Annotated in this window: 18 protein-coding genes and 1 riboswitch; of the genes, 15 read left to right on the forward strand and 3 right to left on the reverse strand. The window is 47.7% G+C overall.

Going from position 1 to position 18,057, the window contains the following annotated elements:
- Positions 1–118: 118 nt before the first annotated feature.
- Entirely contained in the window at positions 119–1,159 is a 1,041-nt protein-coding gene (locus CHI14_RS23110; RefSeq protein WP_095291684.1) for an ABC transporter substrate-binding protein, read from the reverse strand.
- A gap of 208 nt (positions 1,160–1,367) precedes the next feature.
- Positions 1,368–1,480, reverse strand: a riboswitch (TPP riboswitch).
- Positions 1,481–1,680: 200 nt separating this feature from the next.
- Positions 1,681–2,067, reverse strand: a complete 387-nt coding sequence (locus CHI14_RS23115; RefSeq protein WP_095291685.1) for a VOC family protein — start codon at positions 2,065–2,067, stop codon at positions 1,681–1,683.
- A 172-nt stretch (positions 2,068–2,239) separates the two neighbouring features.
- Here CHI14_RS23115 and CHI14_RS23120 point away from each other — a divergent pair, with 172 nt between their 5' ends.
- Positions 2,240–2,740 carry a DUF2798 domain-containing protein gene (locus tag CHI14_RS23120; protein WP_095291687.1) on the forward strand — a complete coding sequence of 167 codons (501 nt, stop codon included), beginning with the start codon at positions 2,240–2,242 and terminating at the stop codon, positions 2,738–2,740.
- 227 nt (positions 2,741–2,967) lie between these two features.
- Here CHI14_RS23120 and CHI14_RS23125 read toward each other — a convergent pair whose 3' ends face one another.
- Positions 2,968–4,200 (reverse strand): MFS transporter, encoded by a 1,233-nt coding sequence (locus CHI14_RS23125; RefSeq protein ID WP_095291689.1) that lies wholly within the window; start codon positions 4,198–4,200, stop codon positions 2,968–2,970.
- A gap of 376 nt (positions 4,201–4,576) precedes the next feature.
- Here CHI14_RS23125 and serS point away from each other — a divergent pair, with 376 nt between their 5' ends.
- From serS to CHI14_RS23195, 14 genes are all read left to right on the forward strand, one after another.
- Complete coding sequence (gene serS, locus CHI14_RS23130) at positions 4,577–5,872, forward strand: serine--tRNA ligase (protein ID WP_095291690.1); 1,296 nt, start codon at positions 4,577–4,579, stop codon at positions 5,870–5,872.
- Between the two features lie 235 nt (positions 5,873–6,107).
- On the forward strand, positions 6,108–7,214 hold the full coding sequence (locus CHI14_RS23135; protein ID WP_095291692.1) for an Ig-like domain-containing protein: 1,107 nt from the start codon (positions 6,108–6,110) through the stop codon (positions 7,212–7,214).
- Positions 7,215–7,463: 249 nt separating this feature from the next.
- Positions 7,464–7,847 carry a ribosomal maturation YjgA family protein gene (locus tag CHI14_RS23140; protein WP_249281215.1) on the forward strand — a complete coding sequence of 128 codons (384 nt, stop codon included), beginning with the start codon at positions 7,464–7,466 and terminating at the stop codon, positions 7,845–7,847.
- Positions 7,837–8,394 carry a GNAT family N-acetyltransferase gene (locus CHI14_RS23145; protein WP_095291695.1) on the forward strand — a complete coding sequence of 186 codons (558 nt, stop codon included), beginning with the start codon at positions 7,837–7,839 and terminating at the stop codon, positions 8,392–8,394. Before CHI14_RS23140 ends, CHI14_RS23145 begins: the two co-directional genes overlap by 11 nt.
- A gap of 53 nt (positions 8,395–8,447) precedes the next feature.
- Positions 8,448–8,777 (forward strand): DUF952 domain-containing protein, encoded by a 330-nt coding sequence (locus CHI14_RS23150; protein WP_095291696.1) that lies wholly within the window; start codon positions 8,448–8,450, stop codon positions 8,775–8,777.
- 50 nt (positions 8,778–8,827) lie between these two features.
- Positions 8,828–9,400, forward strand: a complete 573-nt coding sequence (locus tag CHI14_RS23155) for a DUF1572 family protein (RefSeq protein WP_095291805.1) — start codon at positions 8,828–8,830, stop codon at positions 9,398–9,400.
- 49 nt (positions 9,401–9,449) lie between these two features.
- Positions 9,450–10,031 (forward strand): histidine phosphatase family protein, encoded by a 582-nt coding sequence (locus CHI14_RS23160; RefSeq protein ID WP_095291698.1) that lies wholly within the window; start codon positions 9,450–9,452, stop codon positions 10,029–10,031.
- A gap of 72 nt (positions 10,032–10,103) precedes the next feature.
- Positions 10,104–10,829 (forward strand): 5-oxoprolinase subunit PxpB, encoded by a 726-nt coding sequence (gene pxpB, locus CHI14_RS23165; protein WP_095291807.1) that lies wholly within the window; start codon positions 10,104–10,106, stop codon positions 10,827–10,829.
- Positions 10,826–11,854 (forward strand): 5-oxoprolinase subunit C family protein, encoded by a 1,029-nt coding sequence (locus tag CHI14_RS23170; protein ID WP_095291699.1) that lies wholly within the window; start codon positions 10,826–10,828, stop codon positions 11,852–11,854. The genes pxpB and CHI14_RS23170 overlap by 4 nt, the downstream gene beginning before the upstream one ends.
- Positions 11,851–12,615 carry a LamB/YcsF family protein gene (locus CHI14_RS23175; RefSeq protein WP_095291701.1) on the forward strand — a complete coding sequence of 255 codons (765 nt, stop codon included), beginning with the start codon at positions 11,851–11,853 and terminating at the stop codon, positions 12,613–12,615. Before CHI14_RS23170 ends, CHI14_RS23175 begins: the two co-directional genes overlap by 4 nt.
- A 64-nt stretch (positions 12,616–12,679) precedes the next feature.
- A complete protein-coding gene (locus CHI14_RS23180) occupies positions 12,680–13,138 on the forward strand; it encodes an NUDIX domain-containing protein (protein ID WP_095291703.1) in 459 nt (152 codons plus the stop codon).
- A 400-nt stretch (positions 13,139–13,538) separates the two neighbouring features.
- Positions 13,539–13,955, forward strand: a complete 417-nt coding sequence (locus tag CHI14_RS23185) for a pyridoxamine 5'-phosphate oxidase family protein (protein ID WP_095291705.1) — start codon at positions 13,539–13,541, stop codon at positions 13,953–13,955.
- Between the two features lie 471 nt (positions 13,956–14,426).
- The gene (locus CHI14_RS23190; protein ID WP_095291707.1) at positions 14,427–16,673 is read left to right on the forward strand and encodes a bifunctional 2',3'-cyclic-nucleotide 2'-phosphodiesterase/3'-nucleotidase; all 2,247 of its coding nucleotides are present in this window, start codon (positions 14,427–14,429) and stop codon (positions 16,671–16,673) included.
- 211 nt (positions 16,674–16,884) lie between these two features.
- A complete protein-coding gene (locus CHI14_RS23195) occupies positions 16,885–17,928 on the forward strand; it encodes an EAL domain-containing protein (protein ID WP_095291708.1) in 1,044 nt (347 codons plus the stop codon).
- The last annotated feature ends 129 nt before the right edge of the window (positions 17,929–18,057 follow it).

Genomic DNA, 18,057 nt, shown 5'->3' on the forward strand with positions numbered 1-18,057 from the left:
GCATATGCTTCCGAAGGAGCTTTCTTTCAGAAAGCTATTAGGCGACCACTTTGTTTCTACAGATGGGTTCTGCACTCTTCGTTCTGGTGTACATAAAAGTCGACTATATAATTGTATTTTATTGGGGTAAAAAATCGTTTGTATAGGCTTGGGATACATCAATCTGCTCATCAAGCAGTTTTTTGCTGAACATCCAGTCCGTGTAATTCTGCCACACTTCCTGTTTTTGCTCACCCCAGCGCGGAGCGTCATCCTTGTATTTCGGGCTCAGCCATTTCTGACTTGCCACCACAAGGTCTTTATCGAGATCAGGTACAGCCTTGATTAAAATGTCTGCGGCTTCTTCGGGATGATCAATCGCATATTGATACCCTTCGGAAGTAGCCTTCATAAACGCCTTCACCAGCTCTGGGTCATTCTGAATGGTCTGCTCGTTCGTCACGAGTACAGGCGTGTAATAGTCCAGCGCATCGGAATAATCTTTCACATACAGCATGTCGAAGGGTTCTCCGCGCAGCTCGGCCTCAATGCCGGTCCATGCATAGAAAATCCATGCAAAATCAATGTCCCGTTTCACTGCGGTAAAAAAGTCGGCGTCGCCCATGTTGATATTTTTAACCTTGGACACATCGGCACCTTCGCCTTCCATAATGGACTGCATAACCGCTTCTTCAACGGGGGAGCCCCAGCCTCCATAGGATTTGCCTTCGAAATCCTTGGGTGATTTGATGTTTCGGTCCACCGGAGCGGCGAATCCAGATGTATTATGCTGAATGACGGCTGCAATGGAGACGAGCGGAACGTCCTGTGTACGGGCCTGTGTTACGCTCTCCTGATAACTTACCCCAAAAGGAACTTCGTTTGAGGCTACCATTGTATCCGCACCGCCGGCTCCCGGCTGCACAATCTCGACATTCAAGCCTTCTGCCTGATAAAATCCTTGATCCACGGCGGCATAAAGCCCGGTGTGATTCGTATTGGGTGTCCAGTCGAGCACGACTTTAACATCCTTCAATGCAGCGCTGTCACCTTCGCTGCTGTTTTCAGTGTTGGTGCTGCCGTTCTGTCCTGCAGGCGCTGCTTCCTTGCTGCCGCATGCAGCGACGGTGACCAGTGTCACACACAAGAGCAGGAGTCCGATCATTTTACGCCATTTCATCTTGTTTTCTCTCCTTCATATGGTCCGGCCAGTGGCGCGGGGTACTCCTTGGCTTCATATCCAAGCATGGTGCATAAATCCTTCGATTTATACCAGCTATGATCCGGATGACGTACTTTTTGTGTCAAAAAGATACCATCAAAAAAAGCGCCCCGTAATCCGGGACGCGTGCAGGCGTTAGAGAGGTGGCTACAGCACATGGCTGGGCCAATTCGATATACTCCGATTCCTACGCTGGCATGATCCAGATCAGGTCTAAGGGTTAGCATCTTGATGGGATACACTCTCAGCCGGCCAATTCCGACTCCCCTGGGAAACTATGAAGTTACGGGCATTACTAGGTGTAATTATAGGCCAGAGGTCGGAATGTGTCCAGTCAGGAACTGGATGGAATAGCCAAGGGGAATTTGCTTTGGGGAGTGTATCGAATATCAGGAAGGATAAGCAGATCGGAATCGATCTTTGTTTGAAGGCAGACCGGTACATGCTTGATTTACTGAACTTTGATTTTGATCACGTAATTAGCGCTGGAAAAACTCAATCCATTCCTTCTCCGGTCCATAGATGAAGAAATAGCGATAGCCATTGGGCAGCGTAATGATCTCCCCGTCAATAAACTCGGCCTCCGTAGCCTGAATACGCTTATATTCCGCATCAAGGTCCTCCACGTGGATGGCGAAATGGTGCACCGTTCCTTCGGAAGGCAGCTTATCACTGTATCCCTGAATCAACTCAATCTCCGTTTCCTCACTACCATTGAAGCCAAGGAAAGCGAGTTGAATGACACCGTTCGTGTGAGTTACCCGGTCTTTCAATTCGAGTCCTACAATCTCCGTATAGAAACGCAGTGTAGTGTCCAGATCACGTACAGCAATGCCGATATGGTCAATACGCTTTTGAAAACCCATCATAAAAACCTCCCAAGTTCAGAAAATCGTTTCTTACATATTAAGGGATATGATAGATTCCTAATTCCGAGTTGTCAAATATGATTTAAATCGAATTCACAGAATGTTCACTTATGTGGAGATATTCGCGATCTTTATAATTGGCAGAGTAAACAGAGAGGATGAGAGAGAGTTGCCAACCACGAAGAAAGAACATATTTATTTTGGCTTGATGATGTGTACAGGAATGGTCATCGTGATGATGTCCTTTAACCTGATTTACAACGGATTAATCGGTAGATTATCCCCACTTGAATTACTGTTTCAGTTTGTTTTGTGTTTTGCCGTTGCTTTCCTGGTGGAATCCTTTATTGTCGGCCCGGCAGCCCAGAAAGTTGCTTTTTCACTGCCGTTTGACAAGTCCAACAAGCTTCTCGGTATTGTGGCCATATCTTGCTGCATGGTTGTTGGCATGGTTTTGATCATGTCCTTGTACGGTATGGTTACATCTTATTTTGCGAATCAATTGGAGGGGGAATCGCTGCTCGAAACCTATCTTCACACCATCACTCGTAACTTTAGCCTGGCCCTTCCGCTGCAGCTTCTCATTATTGGGCCCCTTGTTCGCTATGTATTCCGCACATTTATTAAAGGGAAAGAAGTGGTGGCTCCCTTGATCAACAATGAAGCTTAGTAAACCTGATGAATGTAATTCATTAATTAATGCTAGTATTTCTTTCTCCAGAAATGAAATAACCTGCCGCAAACTATTTCCTGGGCAATCATGATGTAGACCATTGAACTGCATGAGTTTCAGTCTTCATTACGATTATTGAAGCAAAAAGGGCTCCAAAGCATATGCTGCGGAGCCACTTTACATTAAAGCTAATTGGTGAATTTAATACGAACGCAAGACGGTGATCAAACGGAAGCTGCACGTTGTCTGTTCTGCCACTGATAAGCAACCAAGCTGATTACAAGCAGACCTGCAGTAAACAGCGCGAGCATCCATGTGGATTGATTGACGTCCAGATGATCCAGACTCCAACCGGTGAGCAGAGGCAGAATGGCGCCGCCAACTCCGCCTGATGCAATCAGGATACTTGGGGTGGACTCTTCTGTTCCTGGCAGCATTTTGCTGGCAAAAACGAGAGCAATGGAGAAAACTCCCGAAAACGCCAGCCCAAGCAGGAGAATAATTAGAAAAGCAGACCAGATCTGGTTGGTGAACGGGAAAATGGCCATAAGCAGCACAGCTGCCAGACAGCTGTATAAAATGTACACGCGATACTGAAACTTTTCAGCGATATATCCGGCGAAGAGTCTTCCAACAGACATCGCAATCCAGAAGCAGGTAACACTAAGTGTTGCCCCAGCTTCCTTCATGTTCATTTTTTCAATCAGAATGGCAGGCATGAAATTGGCAAGGCTCATCTCCGTGCCGACATAGAGAAAGAAAAATACAACAAATAAGATCATCAGGGCCAGATTACGGCCTCGGTAGGTTGAACTGGTTGTGCCACTACCTGCAGGAGACTCACCATCGGATGATTCCACAGCATGGATATGTCCAGCAGCGGCATCTGGCTGGTGCCTGCTGAGTGCATGATCCAGCTCCCCGAATGACATTTTGGCCCAGAAGAGGAATGTTAGTGCTGAACAGACGGCAACGACGAGGAAGGACATGCGCCAGTACCCTGCCGAGATCAGACCGCTGGCGATAAGCGGCATGACCATGGCTCCGATGCCGAATAATACTTCAAGTTTGCTCATCGCAACTGCGGTATTTTCTTTGATGGCGGCAATGATGATCGTACCGATTACGGCTTCAATCATGCCGAATCCGAAACCGGCTGCGGGTGCAATGACGAACATAAAGCCCCAGGGAGGCAGCAGCATATAGGATAACTCTGCAATGCATAGCAGAGCTGCAGCGATAAGTAACCCGCCGCGTTTGCCAAAGCGACGATTTAACGGAGGGGACAACAGTACACCGCCCAAGAATCCGGCAAATTGGGCAAAGATCAGTGTTCCTCCCTGGCTGTAATCTTTGCCATAATGTTCTAGTGCGACAGGCAGAATGGAACCGAGGACCACGTGTGCAAGTCCGATAAGAAAGTAGGACAGACAGCCGATCCATAACAATTTTTTCATGGAAAACTCCTTCTATACCCTATGTACAATTTGAAGTCAGCTACTTCGGACCATTCATCCGAGTGCAAACAAGTCTATCATAACAGCATATGTAAGGATTTGGTAGGACTTGCAAAGTGGTTCATGGTTCGTATATACTGAGACACAACAATTACAGATCGGAACCATGCCGTTGAAGAGCATCCAACTCGGAGGCGTTATCGCCAGGGGAGCGAATCCATCCCCAAGTTAACCGGAACCGCCCGTTATCGCGGACCAAGAGGCTGGAACAGGGTATCCTGATTCGGCAAGTTGGGTGGCACCGCGAGCAGAGCGCTCCTCGTCCCAAGGGATGAGGGCGCTCTTTGCATTTTTTTAGCCAAAGGAGACGGTGACCATGTTGGACATGAAGTGGATTCGGGCCCATGCAGATGAAGTGCAGGCGGCGGCAGACGGGAAGAAAATTAATATTAGCATTCGTGCATTGCTGGAGCGGGATGAGGAACGCAGAGCGCTTTTGCAGGAGACAGAAGAAGGACGCAGGATGCGGAACACCTTATCAGCGGATATCGGAAAATGGATGCAATCCGGGGACCGTGAACAGGCCGAAGGATTAAGAACTCAGGTGAAACAGCTGAATGAGAAGCTGGAACAGGTCGAAGCGAAGCTTGCGGAGGTGCAGGAGGAAGTGACCCGGCTGCAATGGCTGGTGCCTAATGTCGTATCACCGGATACGCCGATTGGAGCATCGGACGAGGATAATGTGGAGCTGCGACGTGTGGGGGAAACACCGACATTCGCTTACACAGCCAAGGACCATGTGGAGCTCGGGGAGCTTCATGATCTGATTGACATTCCGCGCGGGGTGAAGATCGGCGGGACACGAAGCTATGTGCTAAAAGGAGCAGGGCTGCTGCTGCACCGGGCAGTACAGCAGCTCGCACTGGATCTGCTGCTGCGGCAAGGGTTCACCCCTATGGAAGTGCCTCTAATGGTCAGAGAGGATGCACTTGTAAACACGGGATTTTTTCCGACAGGACGCGATCAGGTCTATGAATTGGAAGGTGAGGACAAGTGGCTGGTCGGCACCTCCGAGGTACCACTCGTATCGTACTATGCCGATGAGATTGTAGATGTACAGAAGCCGATCAAACTGGCTGCCGTATCCAACTGTTTCCGCAGTGAGGTTGGGTCAGGCGGAAGGGATGTACGAGGTTTGTACCGGGTGCATCAGTTTGCGAAAGTCGAACAGGTCATTCTCTGTGCACCGGATGCAGAGGAATCGGAGCGGATGCTGCAGGAAATTACCGGACATGCAGAGGAATTGCTGCAGCTGCTTGAACTGCCTTATCGGGTCGTGGCGGTATGTACAGGCGATATGTCGCAGAAAACGTATAAACAATACGATATTGAGACATGGATGCCGAGCCGGGGCGCTTATGGGGAAACCCATTCGTCGTCAAACCTGCATGATTTCCAGGCACGTCGTTCGAATATTCGCTGCCGCAATGCCGAAGGTCAGCTAGCGTACTGCCATACGCTCAACAATACGGCCGTGGCATCGCCGCGGATCCTCATTCCACTTTTGGAGAACCACCAACAGGAGGATGGAAGCATTCGCATTCCGGCAGCTCTCCAGCCTTATATGGGTGGGGCTGAATATTTGACATTGCCTCTTCAAAGTGAAGAGTAACCGTAAAGTATAAGTTGGTAGCAAGACAGAAACGGAGCTCCTTTCCCAAAAGGTTCTGTTTCTGTCTTTTCAATGTAAATGGCGTATAGCTTTGGTTGGTTAAGGTTCATCGGTAAAATGTCGAATCTCACTTCTTTTGACCATCCTGGCACTATAATATTCATTATTATGCATTCAATCTCCGATATAATATAATAGAAGTAAAATATTGGGTTATGGGAGATGGAAGATTACAATGAAAAGAGTTAAACGAACACTACGAGGAATGCTTGCACTGATCATGGTATGTGCCATCTTGGCTCCATCACACATTCTGGCGGCTACGGGTGATGTGACCTCCATTGAAATTACCAACAGCAGCCCGCAGAAGTTAAGTGTGTCACAGACGGCTGCGCTGAAGGTGATGGCAGAAGTTGAAGGGTTTGATAGCAAGCAGGATGTGACTGCTGGGGTTACATGGTCTACGAGTAATGCAGCAGTTGCAACCATTGTGAAAGGTAAAGTAAAGGCAGTAGCAGTGGGTGAGGCAACGATTCATGCTGAAGTCGATGGGGCCAAGGCGCAGCTTGTTGTCCAGGTTTCCGAGAAAATCAAAAGCATCAAGGCATCGCCCAAATCCTATAGTTTTGTCAAAGGCAGTGAAAGTGCACTGCCCAAAGTCAGCATTGTACGTGCGAGCGGCAAGGAAGAAGATGTAACATCAGAGATCGTGTGGAGCGTTTCGAATGCAGCAGCTGTCGTGGAAAACGGCAAGATCAAAGGTAATACGCCTGGCCGGGTGCTGTTGCAAGGCAAATACGGCTCGGAAACAGTCAAGGTGCCTGTCGCCATTACCGACATTATTACCAAAGTGGAAGTTACTCCTACTGCAATGCAGTTGAACATCAAGAAATCCAAAGCATTGAAGGTCATTGGTACATATGCCAACGGAAAAACAATTAATCTGTCGAAACAGGTGACATGGACTTCATCGAACAATGCAGTGGCTACCGTTAAAAACGGGACGGTCAAAACGCTAACTGAAGGAAATGCAACCTTGACAGGAACCTACCAAGATCAGACAATAAAGACAGAAGTTACGGTTGTTCCATTGCTCAAAAAGTTGATTACAGGTCAGAAGAAGCTGGTGTTATCCCCGCAGGGAAGCACAACGCTAACCGTTATGGCGCAGTATGATACAGGCAAAACAACGGTGGTTACCAACAATGCAGTTTGGAGCAGTACGAAACCGAGCGTAGCTACCGTAACTAACGGCAAAGTGGTGGCTGTAGGTAAAGGCAAAACGAGCATAACCGCCAAGTGGAACAACAAGAAAGTGACGATACCGGTAACGGTAAAATAAAGCTTATTTCAAACCAGCGTATAACATAGCATTTTACATCATAGAGACAGACAGCAGAGGGGCGTAGAATATACGTCCCTTTTTAGATACAAAAATACGAAGTCACCGGAACTAAGAGGCTTACCTGCGCGGGCCCAGAAATAAAAACGGAGAGGACGTGACCCGCATGAAAGCTACAATTATAAGTTCAAATGGAGATCCGATGGATCGTAAGCATTAGAGAAGGTGATGTTGATCAGAGGAAGACATATGTACTTTATTGCGTTAGTCATTACCATGGCAGCTGGGCTGGCATCCCGTCGCTATGGGGATATGCTGCCTGTTTTCTTACATGAACATGCTGGAGATGCCTTGTGGGCAGGCATGATCTATTTCGGATTTCGGATGGTTTGGATCAGGCGAAGTAAGGCTTGGGCTTTCCTATTGAGCTTTGTGTTTAGCTGGGGAATAGAATTCTCGCAAATGATTCAGATGCCATGGCTCAATGAGGTGCGTTCAACCATGTTGGGTGCCCTGATTTTGGGACACGGTTTTCTTGTCATAGATCTCGTCAGATATACAGCAGGGATTCTGTCCACGTTCGTAATAGACCATTATTTCCTGAGCAATAGGAGGAGTTCGTATGAACATTGAAAAGTTATTCGCGGAATCGCCAGAATTTGAAACGGAACGGCTGCTGCTCAGACGTCTTACATTAGATGATACGGAGGATTACTATGCATTTGCTTCCGACCCCAGAGTGAGCGAGCAAAGTCTGTGGAACTGCCATGAGACGGTGGATGACTCCGTTCAATACATCCAACGGGCCCTGGACAATTATGAAAAGAAATCGGTGTATCTATGGGGATTTGTTCGCAAAGACACGGGGCGCCTGATTGGCCGCGGGGGAATATTTCATTTTAATGAACTTATGCAGAGTGCTGAACTGGGATATGCCATTGCAAGCACGGAGTGGAATAAAGGGATTGCTGCAGAAGCGATGCAGCCCATTGTTCATTACTGCTTTCAGGAACTGGACTGCAACCGGCTGGAGGGCAGATGCAATGCTGGCAACATCGGTTCGGCGCGGGTTATGGAGAAACTGGGCATGTCGTATGAAGGCCTGCTTCGCAAGCAATTGAAGATCAAAGGCGTGTTCACGGATCAAAAATTGTACTCCCGTATCCGGGATGATCTATAATACTTGCAATGATACACAGGATACATAGAAGAGATTGATAAGGAGGCGGCGCAATGATCTACAGCATTATTTCTCAATCGGTATGGAAACAGGTATCCAAGGAGAGCGTGTATGCACCGGATAGTCTGGACACGGATGGATTCATTCATTGCTCTACCAAAGAGCAGATTCCATGGGTAGCTGCGCAATATTATGCAGGGCGTACGGATCTTCTGCTGCTGGGTATTGATGAAAAAACATTGAAGCCAGAACTCGTATATGAAGACCTGTATGAGTTAAATGAACTTTTTCCTCATATTTATGGAGAGCTTAATCTCGATGCGGTGAAAAAAGTGATTCCTTTTCCGCCGAATGAAGAAGGCGTACTGGTATTTCCCGAATAAAGCAAGCCTTGCACTCACTATGGATATAGAAAGGTGTTGGCCAATTGGATATGAATATGAATCAGGTATTTCTGGAGACAGCCGAGAAGCAATTTCTGTATTATAAGCAGCTTGGAGAGAAGGCCATGGAGCAGCTGGAGACGGAGCAATTATTTCAGGCATGGCATGAGGATACCAACAGCATTGCCGTTATTGTGAAGCATCTGTGGGGCAATATGTTATCCCGCTGGACGGATGTGCTCACAAGCGATGGTGAAAAGCCTTGGCGGGCGCGAGACGCGGAATTCGTCAATGACATCTCCACACGAGAAGAACTGATGGGCAAGTGGGAGGAAGGCTGGAACTGCCTGCTGAATGCCATTCGTTCTTTTGCACCGGAACAACTCTCACAGATCATATACATTCGCAATGAAGGTCATACCATCATGGAGGCTATTACACGGCAATTGGCGCATTATCCGTATCATGTGGGACAAATTATTTATGCAGCCAAAATGCTGAGAGAAACACCATGGGCCAGCCTTTCCATACCAAGAAATGGGTCAGCGGTATACAACGGCAGCAAGTTTGCTAAACCAAAAGAACGCAGACATTTTACCGCGGATGAGTTAGACACGGATTGAATGATCGACAACATGATTAACCCTACTATAGAACAAAGAGAGGGACACTATGACACAGTTTGCATTAATACGTCACGGAAGCACGGCATGGAATAAGGAGAAACGGTCTCAGGGACAGACGGACAATCCACTGGATCAGGAAGGGAGAGAACAGGCCGTTTTGCTTGCGGAAAGGCTGAGTTCGGAATCGTGGGATGCCATCTATGCCAGTGATCTGGGGCGTGCACATGAGACGGCGAAGATTATCAGTGAACGGCTGGGTATTCGTGAGATTCATCTGGACCCAAGGCTGCGTGAGATGGGCGGCGGTCAGGTGGAAGGAACAACGGAGGCAGAACGTATAGCCAAATGGGGCCCAGAATGGAGCACTCTTGAGCTGGGACGGGAAGCTGCAGAAGCTGGGACGATGCGTGGCAGTGCTGCGATCGAGGATATATGCAAAGAGCATCCTGATGGTAAAGTGATTGTGGTCAGTCATGGGGCCATTCTGCGTAATACCCTTCGAGGATTGGTACCCACGCTTGATGTTAGTACGAAGTTGTCCAATACCTCAATTACCCGAATAGAAAAGAAAGCCGGGTCCTGGGCGTGCGAATTATACAATTGCAGTGTGCATTTGAATTCGAAATAGAACATGATCAATCCTAACTTACCAATAGGGGGAGATGGCGTGAGCAAAATCAAGTATGAATGGACAGAAGAGATGCTGTCTCCACTGGGTGAGGCTGGGGTAATGATTCGTTGCGGAGATGCAATATCGGATGAAGTTCACCGCAGAGTGATCTCGGTTTGTGCTTGGGTGGAGGGAAATTCCTTTCCGGGTTTGGTGGAGTTGGTTCCATCATTCGCGTCGGTTGCACTGTTTTATGATCCAATAGTTGTTGCAGAATCGGCTCGATCGGCTTTAGGAAAAGGAACAAATAGAGTTTCTCCATATCAACAGGTGTGCAGGATGATATTGTCCCGGTTAGAGATGCTGGAGGATTCCGTACATAATCAATTCAGAACCATAGTAATCCCCGTGTGCTACGGAGGTCCATTCGGGCCTGATCTGGAGTATGTTGCGAGTGAAAACGAACTGACCCCGGATGAGGTTGTTGCGATTCATACATCCGGGGAATACCTGGTCCACATGATTGGATTTGCCCCGGGGTTCCCCTACCTTGGCGGATTACCCAAGCGGATTGCGACACCCCGAAGAGCAACTCCGAGGCTGAGAGTGGAAGCCGGTACCGTCGGAATCGGCGGCGAGCAAACCGGAATATACCCGGTAGCCACTCCTGGTGGTTGGCAATGCATCGGACGAACACCCCTGAAGCTGTTTCGTCCTGAACACGATCTGCCGAGCCTGCTCCAGGCAGGGGATCGGGTCTGGTTTGAAGCGATAACGGAGCAGGATTACTTGGAGTGGAAGGAGGGCGAAGGATGAGAATGGAGGTCATTCGCCCAGGCCTGTTGTCCACAGTTCAGGATGAGGGAAGGTACGGATATCGACGGCATGGGGTACATCCGGGTGGAGTCATGGATACATTTGCAGCAAGAACAGCCAATATGCTGGTGAATAATCGCCGTAATGCAGCTGTGATGGAAATAACCATGACGGGCCCTGAGCTTCGATTTCATGAAAATAGCCTCATCGCTCTATGTGGTGCAGATCTGTCGGCGTCCGTGGGTGATCAGCCCGTTCCCCTGTGGCGTCCGGTCGCGTTAATGGCGGGAAGTGTATTGAAATTTGGGCGATGTCGATCCGGATTGAGAGCATATCTGTCCATTGCCGGTGGGATAGCGGTGAATGAGATCATGGGGAGCCGAAGTACGGACCTGAAAACAGGTATTGGTGGCTTGGAAGGCAGAGCTTTGCGGGCAGGAGATAAAATATCTGCTGCGGAGGCATCTTGGGAAGCGCGAGCCATGCTCCATCAATTGCTGGAACAAGCGAAGCTGGAAAAGACAAAAATAAAGGGGCCGATATGGTACCTATCCAGCAGAGAGTGGCCTTTATATCAGAAGGATCCAGTGATCCGTGTAATGTCGGGTGCCGATACCTCCAAGTTTACCAGGGAAAGCCTGGAACGATTGTATAATGAACAATATGTGATTGCTCCTCAGTCGGATCGGATGGGATATCGATTGGAGGGTTCAAGGCTGGAGCTTGAACAACCCATGAGCCGGTTATCGGAAGCCGTAACCTATGGCACAGTTCAGGTCCCAGCAGATGGTCAGCCTATCATCCTGATGGCAGATCATCAGACCATTGGTGGATATCCTGTGATTGCACAGGTAGCCAGGGTGGATTTACCGGTATTGGCTCAGGCAAGGCCCGGGACTCGGGTGGCTTTTCAGCCAATTACACATGAAGAAGCGCAGCAGTTATTCCTGGAGCAGGAACGGGGATTACAATTGAGCGCTGCATTCATCCGCAGAAGATTGACCGAAACGGGGGATCGCCAATGAAGACGGTAGATATCAATTGTGATCTGGGCGAAAGTTATGGGATATACCGAATGCCGTGGGATGAAGCGGTTTTGCCGCTGATCACTTCGGCCAACATTGCTTGCGGATTTCATGCAGGGGATCCAGCCACGATGCGATCCACGGTGGAAAAGGCGATGGAGCATCAGATTGCAATTGGAGCACATCCGGGATTGCCGGATATGCAGGGGTTTGGCAGGAGAAGCATGGATATAACCCCGCAGGAGGCCTATGACATGGTCGTATACCAGATTGGGGCACTGGATGCCTTCGTACGAGCATACGGCGGCTGTATGCATCATGTGAAACCGCACGGTGCGTTATACAATATGGCTGCGGATAACATACAGCTTGCTGAAGCCATTGCTCAGGCGGTTTACAACGTGAGCCCAGAACTATACCTGTATGGTCTTGCGGGCAGCGCGCTCATTGAGGCAGCAGATCGTACCGGTCTGCGCAGCATAAGTGAAGTGTTTGCAGATCGGACTTACGGTTCGGATGGTAAATTGACGCCCCGCAGTCATACCGGAGCAGTCATTGGGCAGCCGGAACAAGCACTGGCTCAAGTGCTGCGCATGGTGAATGAAGGTATCGTTGTGTCCACGGATGGCATAGTGGTTCCTCTCACAGCGGAGACCATATGCATACATGGTGATGGAGAGCATGCTCTTGCTTTTGCAAGAGAAATCCGCAGATTACTTGAGGCTGAAGGGGTAATTCTATCGGCTGCAGGCCATGCTTGAGAATGGATCGGTACCGGAACCGTCCGAGATCAATACATATGAATGAATTGGAGTCGATAAACAGATGAAACCGATACGAAATTCCGCAAAGGCGGTCATCGTACATAATGGAAGGCTGCTCGTCATCCGTTTGGAGGATCAATACGGTACAGCTTATGTTTTCCCAGGTGGAGGACAGGAGAAGGGGGAAGAACTGAAGGATGCCGTCGCTCGTGAATGTTTGGAGGAGATCGGGCAAGCGGTGACTGTGGGAGACTTGCTTCATATCCGGGAGTACATCGGGAAGAATCATGAGTTTGCCGAATGGGATGCAGACATTCACCAGGTTGAATTTTATTTCGAATGCAGTCTGAAGGATGTAAATGCCACAGTATTTGAAGGCACCAACCCGGATGACCATCAGGTCGCGGTCGAATGGATCGCCCTTGGGGATCTGCCATCCGTTCGTTTGTATCCCCAAACGATTGGCGGGTTGCTGCTGAAACGTGAAACATCGAGGATTTATCTTGGGGATATAAACTAATAACCTTTCCAATATTGTCACGTTTACGAACGGATTCATGGATTCACCATAGGTGGGGTGGGTACACTATAAGTACAGGCTTTTATGTCACAACAACTTATATATAGCAGGCCGATGCTTACTCGATAACATCAAAAGAAGCCCTTAAGACGGGTACTTAATGAGGTGTCCTGTATGCTTTGTCTTAGCTATCTCTGATTTGAAGAGTTGTGGGAGCAGTGAAGGGGACGGAATCGATTCTGAAGAAGCGTCAGCGGTCACGTTTGTCTCTGAATTATAACCTTACAACAATAAAATCGAGAAAATTCAGAGACAACAGTGATCGGAAGAACGATCCGTAACCGTAACGGCTGCCCATATGTACTTCAATACTACCCCCAAACCGGAAGGAGCATGTCCCATGAATAAGACGGAACTCGAACAAAACATTGTAAAGGCATTGGAAAACAACCCTTTTTGCAGCTTCTCAACTGTGGAAAATGGTAAACCGAAATCCCGCTATATGGCGCTTTTCAACGATGGTATGAATATCCACTTGGCGACGAACCGCCGCACGCATAAGGTAGAGGAGCTTGAGAACAACCCTAATGTCAGTCTTTTGCTCGGCTATGAGGCGGGTGGCTCCAAAGAAGTGGTTGAGATCGAAGGTACCTGTGAAGTGACCAAAAATGAAAACCTGCGCGAAGAAGTGTGGAATGATGAACTGAAAGCATGGTTTGACGGACCGAACGATCCGAATTATGTCATTTTGGATATTACACCAGTTCGTATTGAGTATACAGGCAAGGACCATGAGCATCAGGTGTGGGAACAATAAAGCAACCAAATGAAGTGCCCTGTGGGAGCGCTGAATAATCAGATATCTTGATGGACATATAAACCGTGAGGCCGCAGGGCTTCACGGTTTTTTGCTGGCTGATGAATAGGCTGAAATGGTTACATATGTAAGTCCTATGTAATATACGTATTTAACACGCTTGGTAAACTATATATTAACAAAAAAAGAGAGAATAATGTCGAAATCCCGCATGATTATGTAAAGTTGGATTCTTATGTGCGGATAATGTAAAAAATAATGCTTTTCAACCACGCTTCATTGCGTTATGATTTGGAATGTAAACGATACGCACAGATATGAATAGATGTTCATGTGAGATAAACTAACCTGAATTCAGCTGGTGAAGACCATGATTTCAGCACGCACAACCCATGAAATCTATGCTATTTCTGCGCCTATTCGTTTGCACACTATGGCATGATTCAATGTACATAACCGGGAGGGGTTATTTTGAAAAAGAACAAAAAAGTATTATCAAGCCTGACTGCCGCTTTGGTTGCATTAAACGTGCTTGCAGTTTTTCCGGTACCTGTATCGGCTGCAGATGCTGCCAAAGTAAAATTGCGGATCATGGAAACAACGGACATTCATGACAATCTGATTAACTACGACTACTACTCCGATAAAGAGACCGATCAATATGGACTCGCCAAAACAGCTACGCTGATCAAAAAAGCGCGTGATGAAGCGAAGAACAGCCTGTTGTTCGACAACGGTGACCTGATTCAGGGTAATCCGCTCGGAGACTATGTAGCCAAAATCGATCCACTTCAAAAGGGTGAGACTCACCCTGTATATAAAGCAATGAACCTGCTCGATTATGATGCCGGTAATATCGGGAACCACGAGTTTAACTATGGTCTGGATTTCCTGGACATGACGCTGGAGGGCGCCAACTTCCCTTATATTAATGCGAATGTCTATGTAGATGACGGTGATGACGATGAAACGAATGACAAAAATTACTTCACACCATATGAGATTCTGGACAAAAAAGTAACGGATGAGAGCGGTAAAGAGCACACGATCAAAGTGGGTGTTATTGGATTCGTACCGCCACAAATCATGCAGTGGGACAGTGCTAATCTGGAAGGCAAAGTCATTGCCAAGGATATTATTGCTACAGCCAAGAAATTCATTCCGCAAATGAAGGCTGAAGGGGCAGACATTATCGTTGCCATTCCTCACTCCGGTTTTGAGGATATCCCTCAAACGGATCTGATGGAAAACTCGGTGCTGTATCTGAGCCAGGTAGAGGGCATTAATGCGATTCTGTTTGGACATGCCCACAAGGTGTTCCCAAGTGCTGATTTTGAAGGCAAAAAGGGAGTAGACCTTGAAAAAGGAACCATCAATGGCGTTCCAGCAGTGGAGCCAGGCTTCTGGGGTGATCATCTCGGAATCATTGATCTTGATCTGGAGCTGGTGGATGGCAAGTGGAAAGTGGTAGATTCTGCGACAGAAGCACGTCCAATCTATGACACTGCGAACAAAAAGCCATTGGTTGATGCAGATCAGGAGATCATCGACGCGGTTCATGAAGAGCACGAAGGTACGCTTGACTATGTACGTGGTCCGGTCGGAGAGACAACGGCTCCAATCAACAGCTTCTTCGCTTTGGTTCAGGATGATCCATCCATTCAGATCGTGACGAATGCTCAGAAATGGTACGTGGAGAAACACATGCAAGGAACCGAGTATGAAGATATCCCGGTATTGTCTGCAGGAGCTCCATTTAAAGCGGGCGGTCGTTCAGGTGCTTCATACTATACGAATATCCCTGCAGGCACCATTGCGATCAAAAACGTAGCTGATCTGTACGTATATCCGAATACGGTACATGCCGTAATGGTCAACGGTGCAGAAATCAAGGAATGGCTGGAATGGTCTGCAGGCCAGTTCAATCAAATCGACCCGGCTAAGGGTGGACAGCAGCAGCTGATCAACATGGATTTCCCGACGTACAACTTTGATGTTATCGATGGTGTAACGTATCAAATCGATGTGACTCAGCCTGCCAAATACGATTCCAAAGCAACCGTGGTGAATGCATCGGCAAGCCGGATCAAGGACCTGAGCTTCAATGGCAAACCGATCGATCCGGAGCAAAAGTTTATCGTGGCAACGAATAACTATCGTGCTTCTTCGTCCAAACTGGCCAATCCGGATGGTAAACGTATCGTTTTGGCAGCACCGGATGAGAACCGTCAAGTCATCATTGACTATATCCGTGATAACAAAACAATCAATCCGGCAGCGGACGGCAACTGGTCACTGGCACCAATTAAGCCTTCTGCAAGTGTAACTGCAGCAGCACTGAACGATCTTGAAGTGGTGTTTGCGTCTTCTCCGGATGCCAAAGCGCTGGTTGAAGCTAACCCGGCAATGTCGTTCATTGGTACGAATGACGAAGGTTTTGCCGAGTATGGATTGAAATTGACTGGAGAAGCAGCGGTGACTCCTGAACCGGGAACGAAGCCTGCTCCAGCACCGACACCTGCCCCAACAACAAAACCAGAACCGCAACCTGAGAAACCAGCAAACGGCAAAGTGGTATATGTGGTGAAAAAAGGGGACAACCTGTACCGCATCGGCTTGAAATATGGTGTGGACTGGCGCAAGCTTGCCACAGCCAACAAAATTTCAAATGTACATCAATTGAAAGTTGGACAGAAAATCGTAATTCCCGCTTCTTAATATTCAGCGGATCATGAAGGCCGACAGTCAACAGACTGGCGGTCTTTTTTACTGCAAAAATGTTTAAGACTGTAGCAAAAACGTTCATACCGGAAGTCATCAAAACACTAGAGATTAATTTTATGACCCATGCTATAATATTTACAAACTTTGGGTATATACCATTTAACATTAATTGAAATAGAAACATAAACCGGCAAGGGGGTTCTACATGAATTGCAGTGGCTGCAGTCCAATCTATCCAATTGAGGATCAAGGTACTCTGTATCTGCGTCCCGTTTTCCCCGTTTTGCTGGAATTGCTGAGAACGTTGGGTGGGCATGTTGAACATTCGGATGAAGAAATATGGATGACCTATACGAATGTTGAATCTGTACAAAACTGGCTGGAAGCGATACAGAAGCTCGAAGCCATCCGCCCGGAATCGATTACAGTACAGGTAACTCCAATTCATGAACAGGCGGATCAAGCAGGCTGGATTAGTCTTCAGATGATGAAATCTCGATTCAAGCATGCAGATCTGGTATCGATTATTTTGAACAATCAATTCAGCAGTCATATGCAGCCTATTGTTGATGCAAATGAACAGATTGTCGGATTCGAGTTTTTGCTTCGGCCTTCCGAAAATGGCACGCCATTTAGCCCGTATAACTTGTTTGAGGTTGCCCGGGACACGGGTTTACATTCCTTTTTGGATCGGACCGCAAGAATCACAGCAATCGAAACAAGTGCAGCTTTTTTGCCTCATGGTGTTAAGCGCTTTGTGAATTTTCTGCCCTCCTCTATATACAATCCTGAATTTTGCCTGACCCATACGTTTGAAGCGATTGAGCGCTTGGAACTGGATCCCAAGGATTTTGTGTTTGAAGTTGTGGAAACGGAACAGATCCAGCATATGTCCATTCTCCAGCATATTTTTTCGGTGTATCGTTCCCGTGGAATGTCGGTAGCACTGGATGATGTTGGGGCAGGGTATTCGACCATCGAATTAATGAATCGGCTGGAGCCTGATTTTGTCAAAATTGATCGCAGTCTGATTGATCAGTGTGATCGTGACCCGGTGAAACAACAGCAAATTATCGATATTGTGCAGATGTCACGCCGATTCGGGGGACGAGTGCTTGCTGAAGGCATCGAACGCATGGAGGAATTCGATTTTTGTCGCTCCATAGGGATCGAGCTGGCTCAGGGATATTACTTTGGCAAACCGTCGCCCAAGCCGCCACAGGGCCCATACCGTCAAACATCCGCCTAGATAAATGCCTTTTTAATGTGTACATATAAACAAGTCACTTCCAATTAGCGGAGTGGCTTGTTTGATATGTCATGTAATTTATTGTAATCAAATAAATTTGAACTTAAGCCGATATATAAGATAACCCTA

Source organism: Paenibacillus sp. 7516 (genome assembly GCF_002272715.1).
In the GTDB taxonomy this organism is placed as follows: Bacteria; Bacillota; Bacilli; order Paenibacillales; family Paenibacillaceae; genus Paenibacillus; species Paenibacillus illinoisensis_A.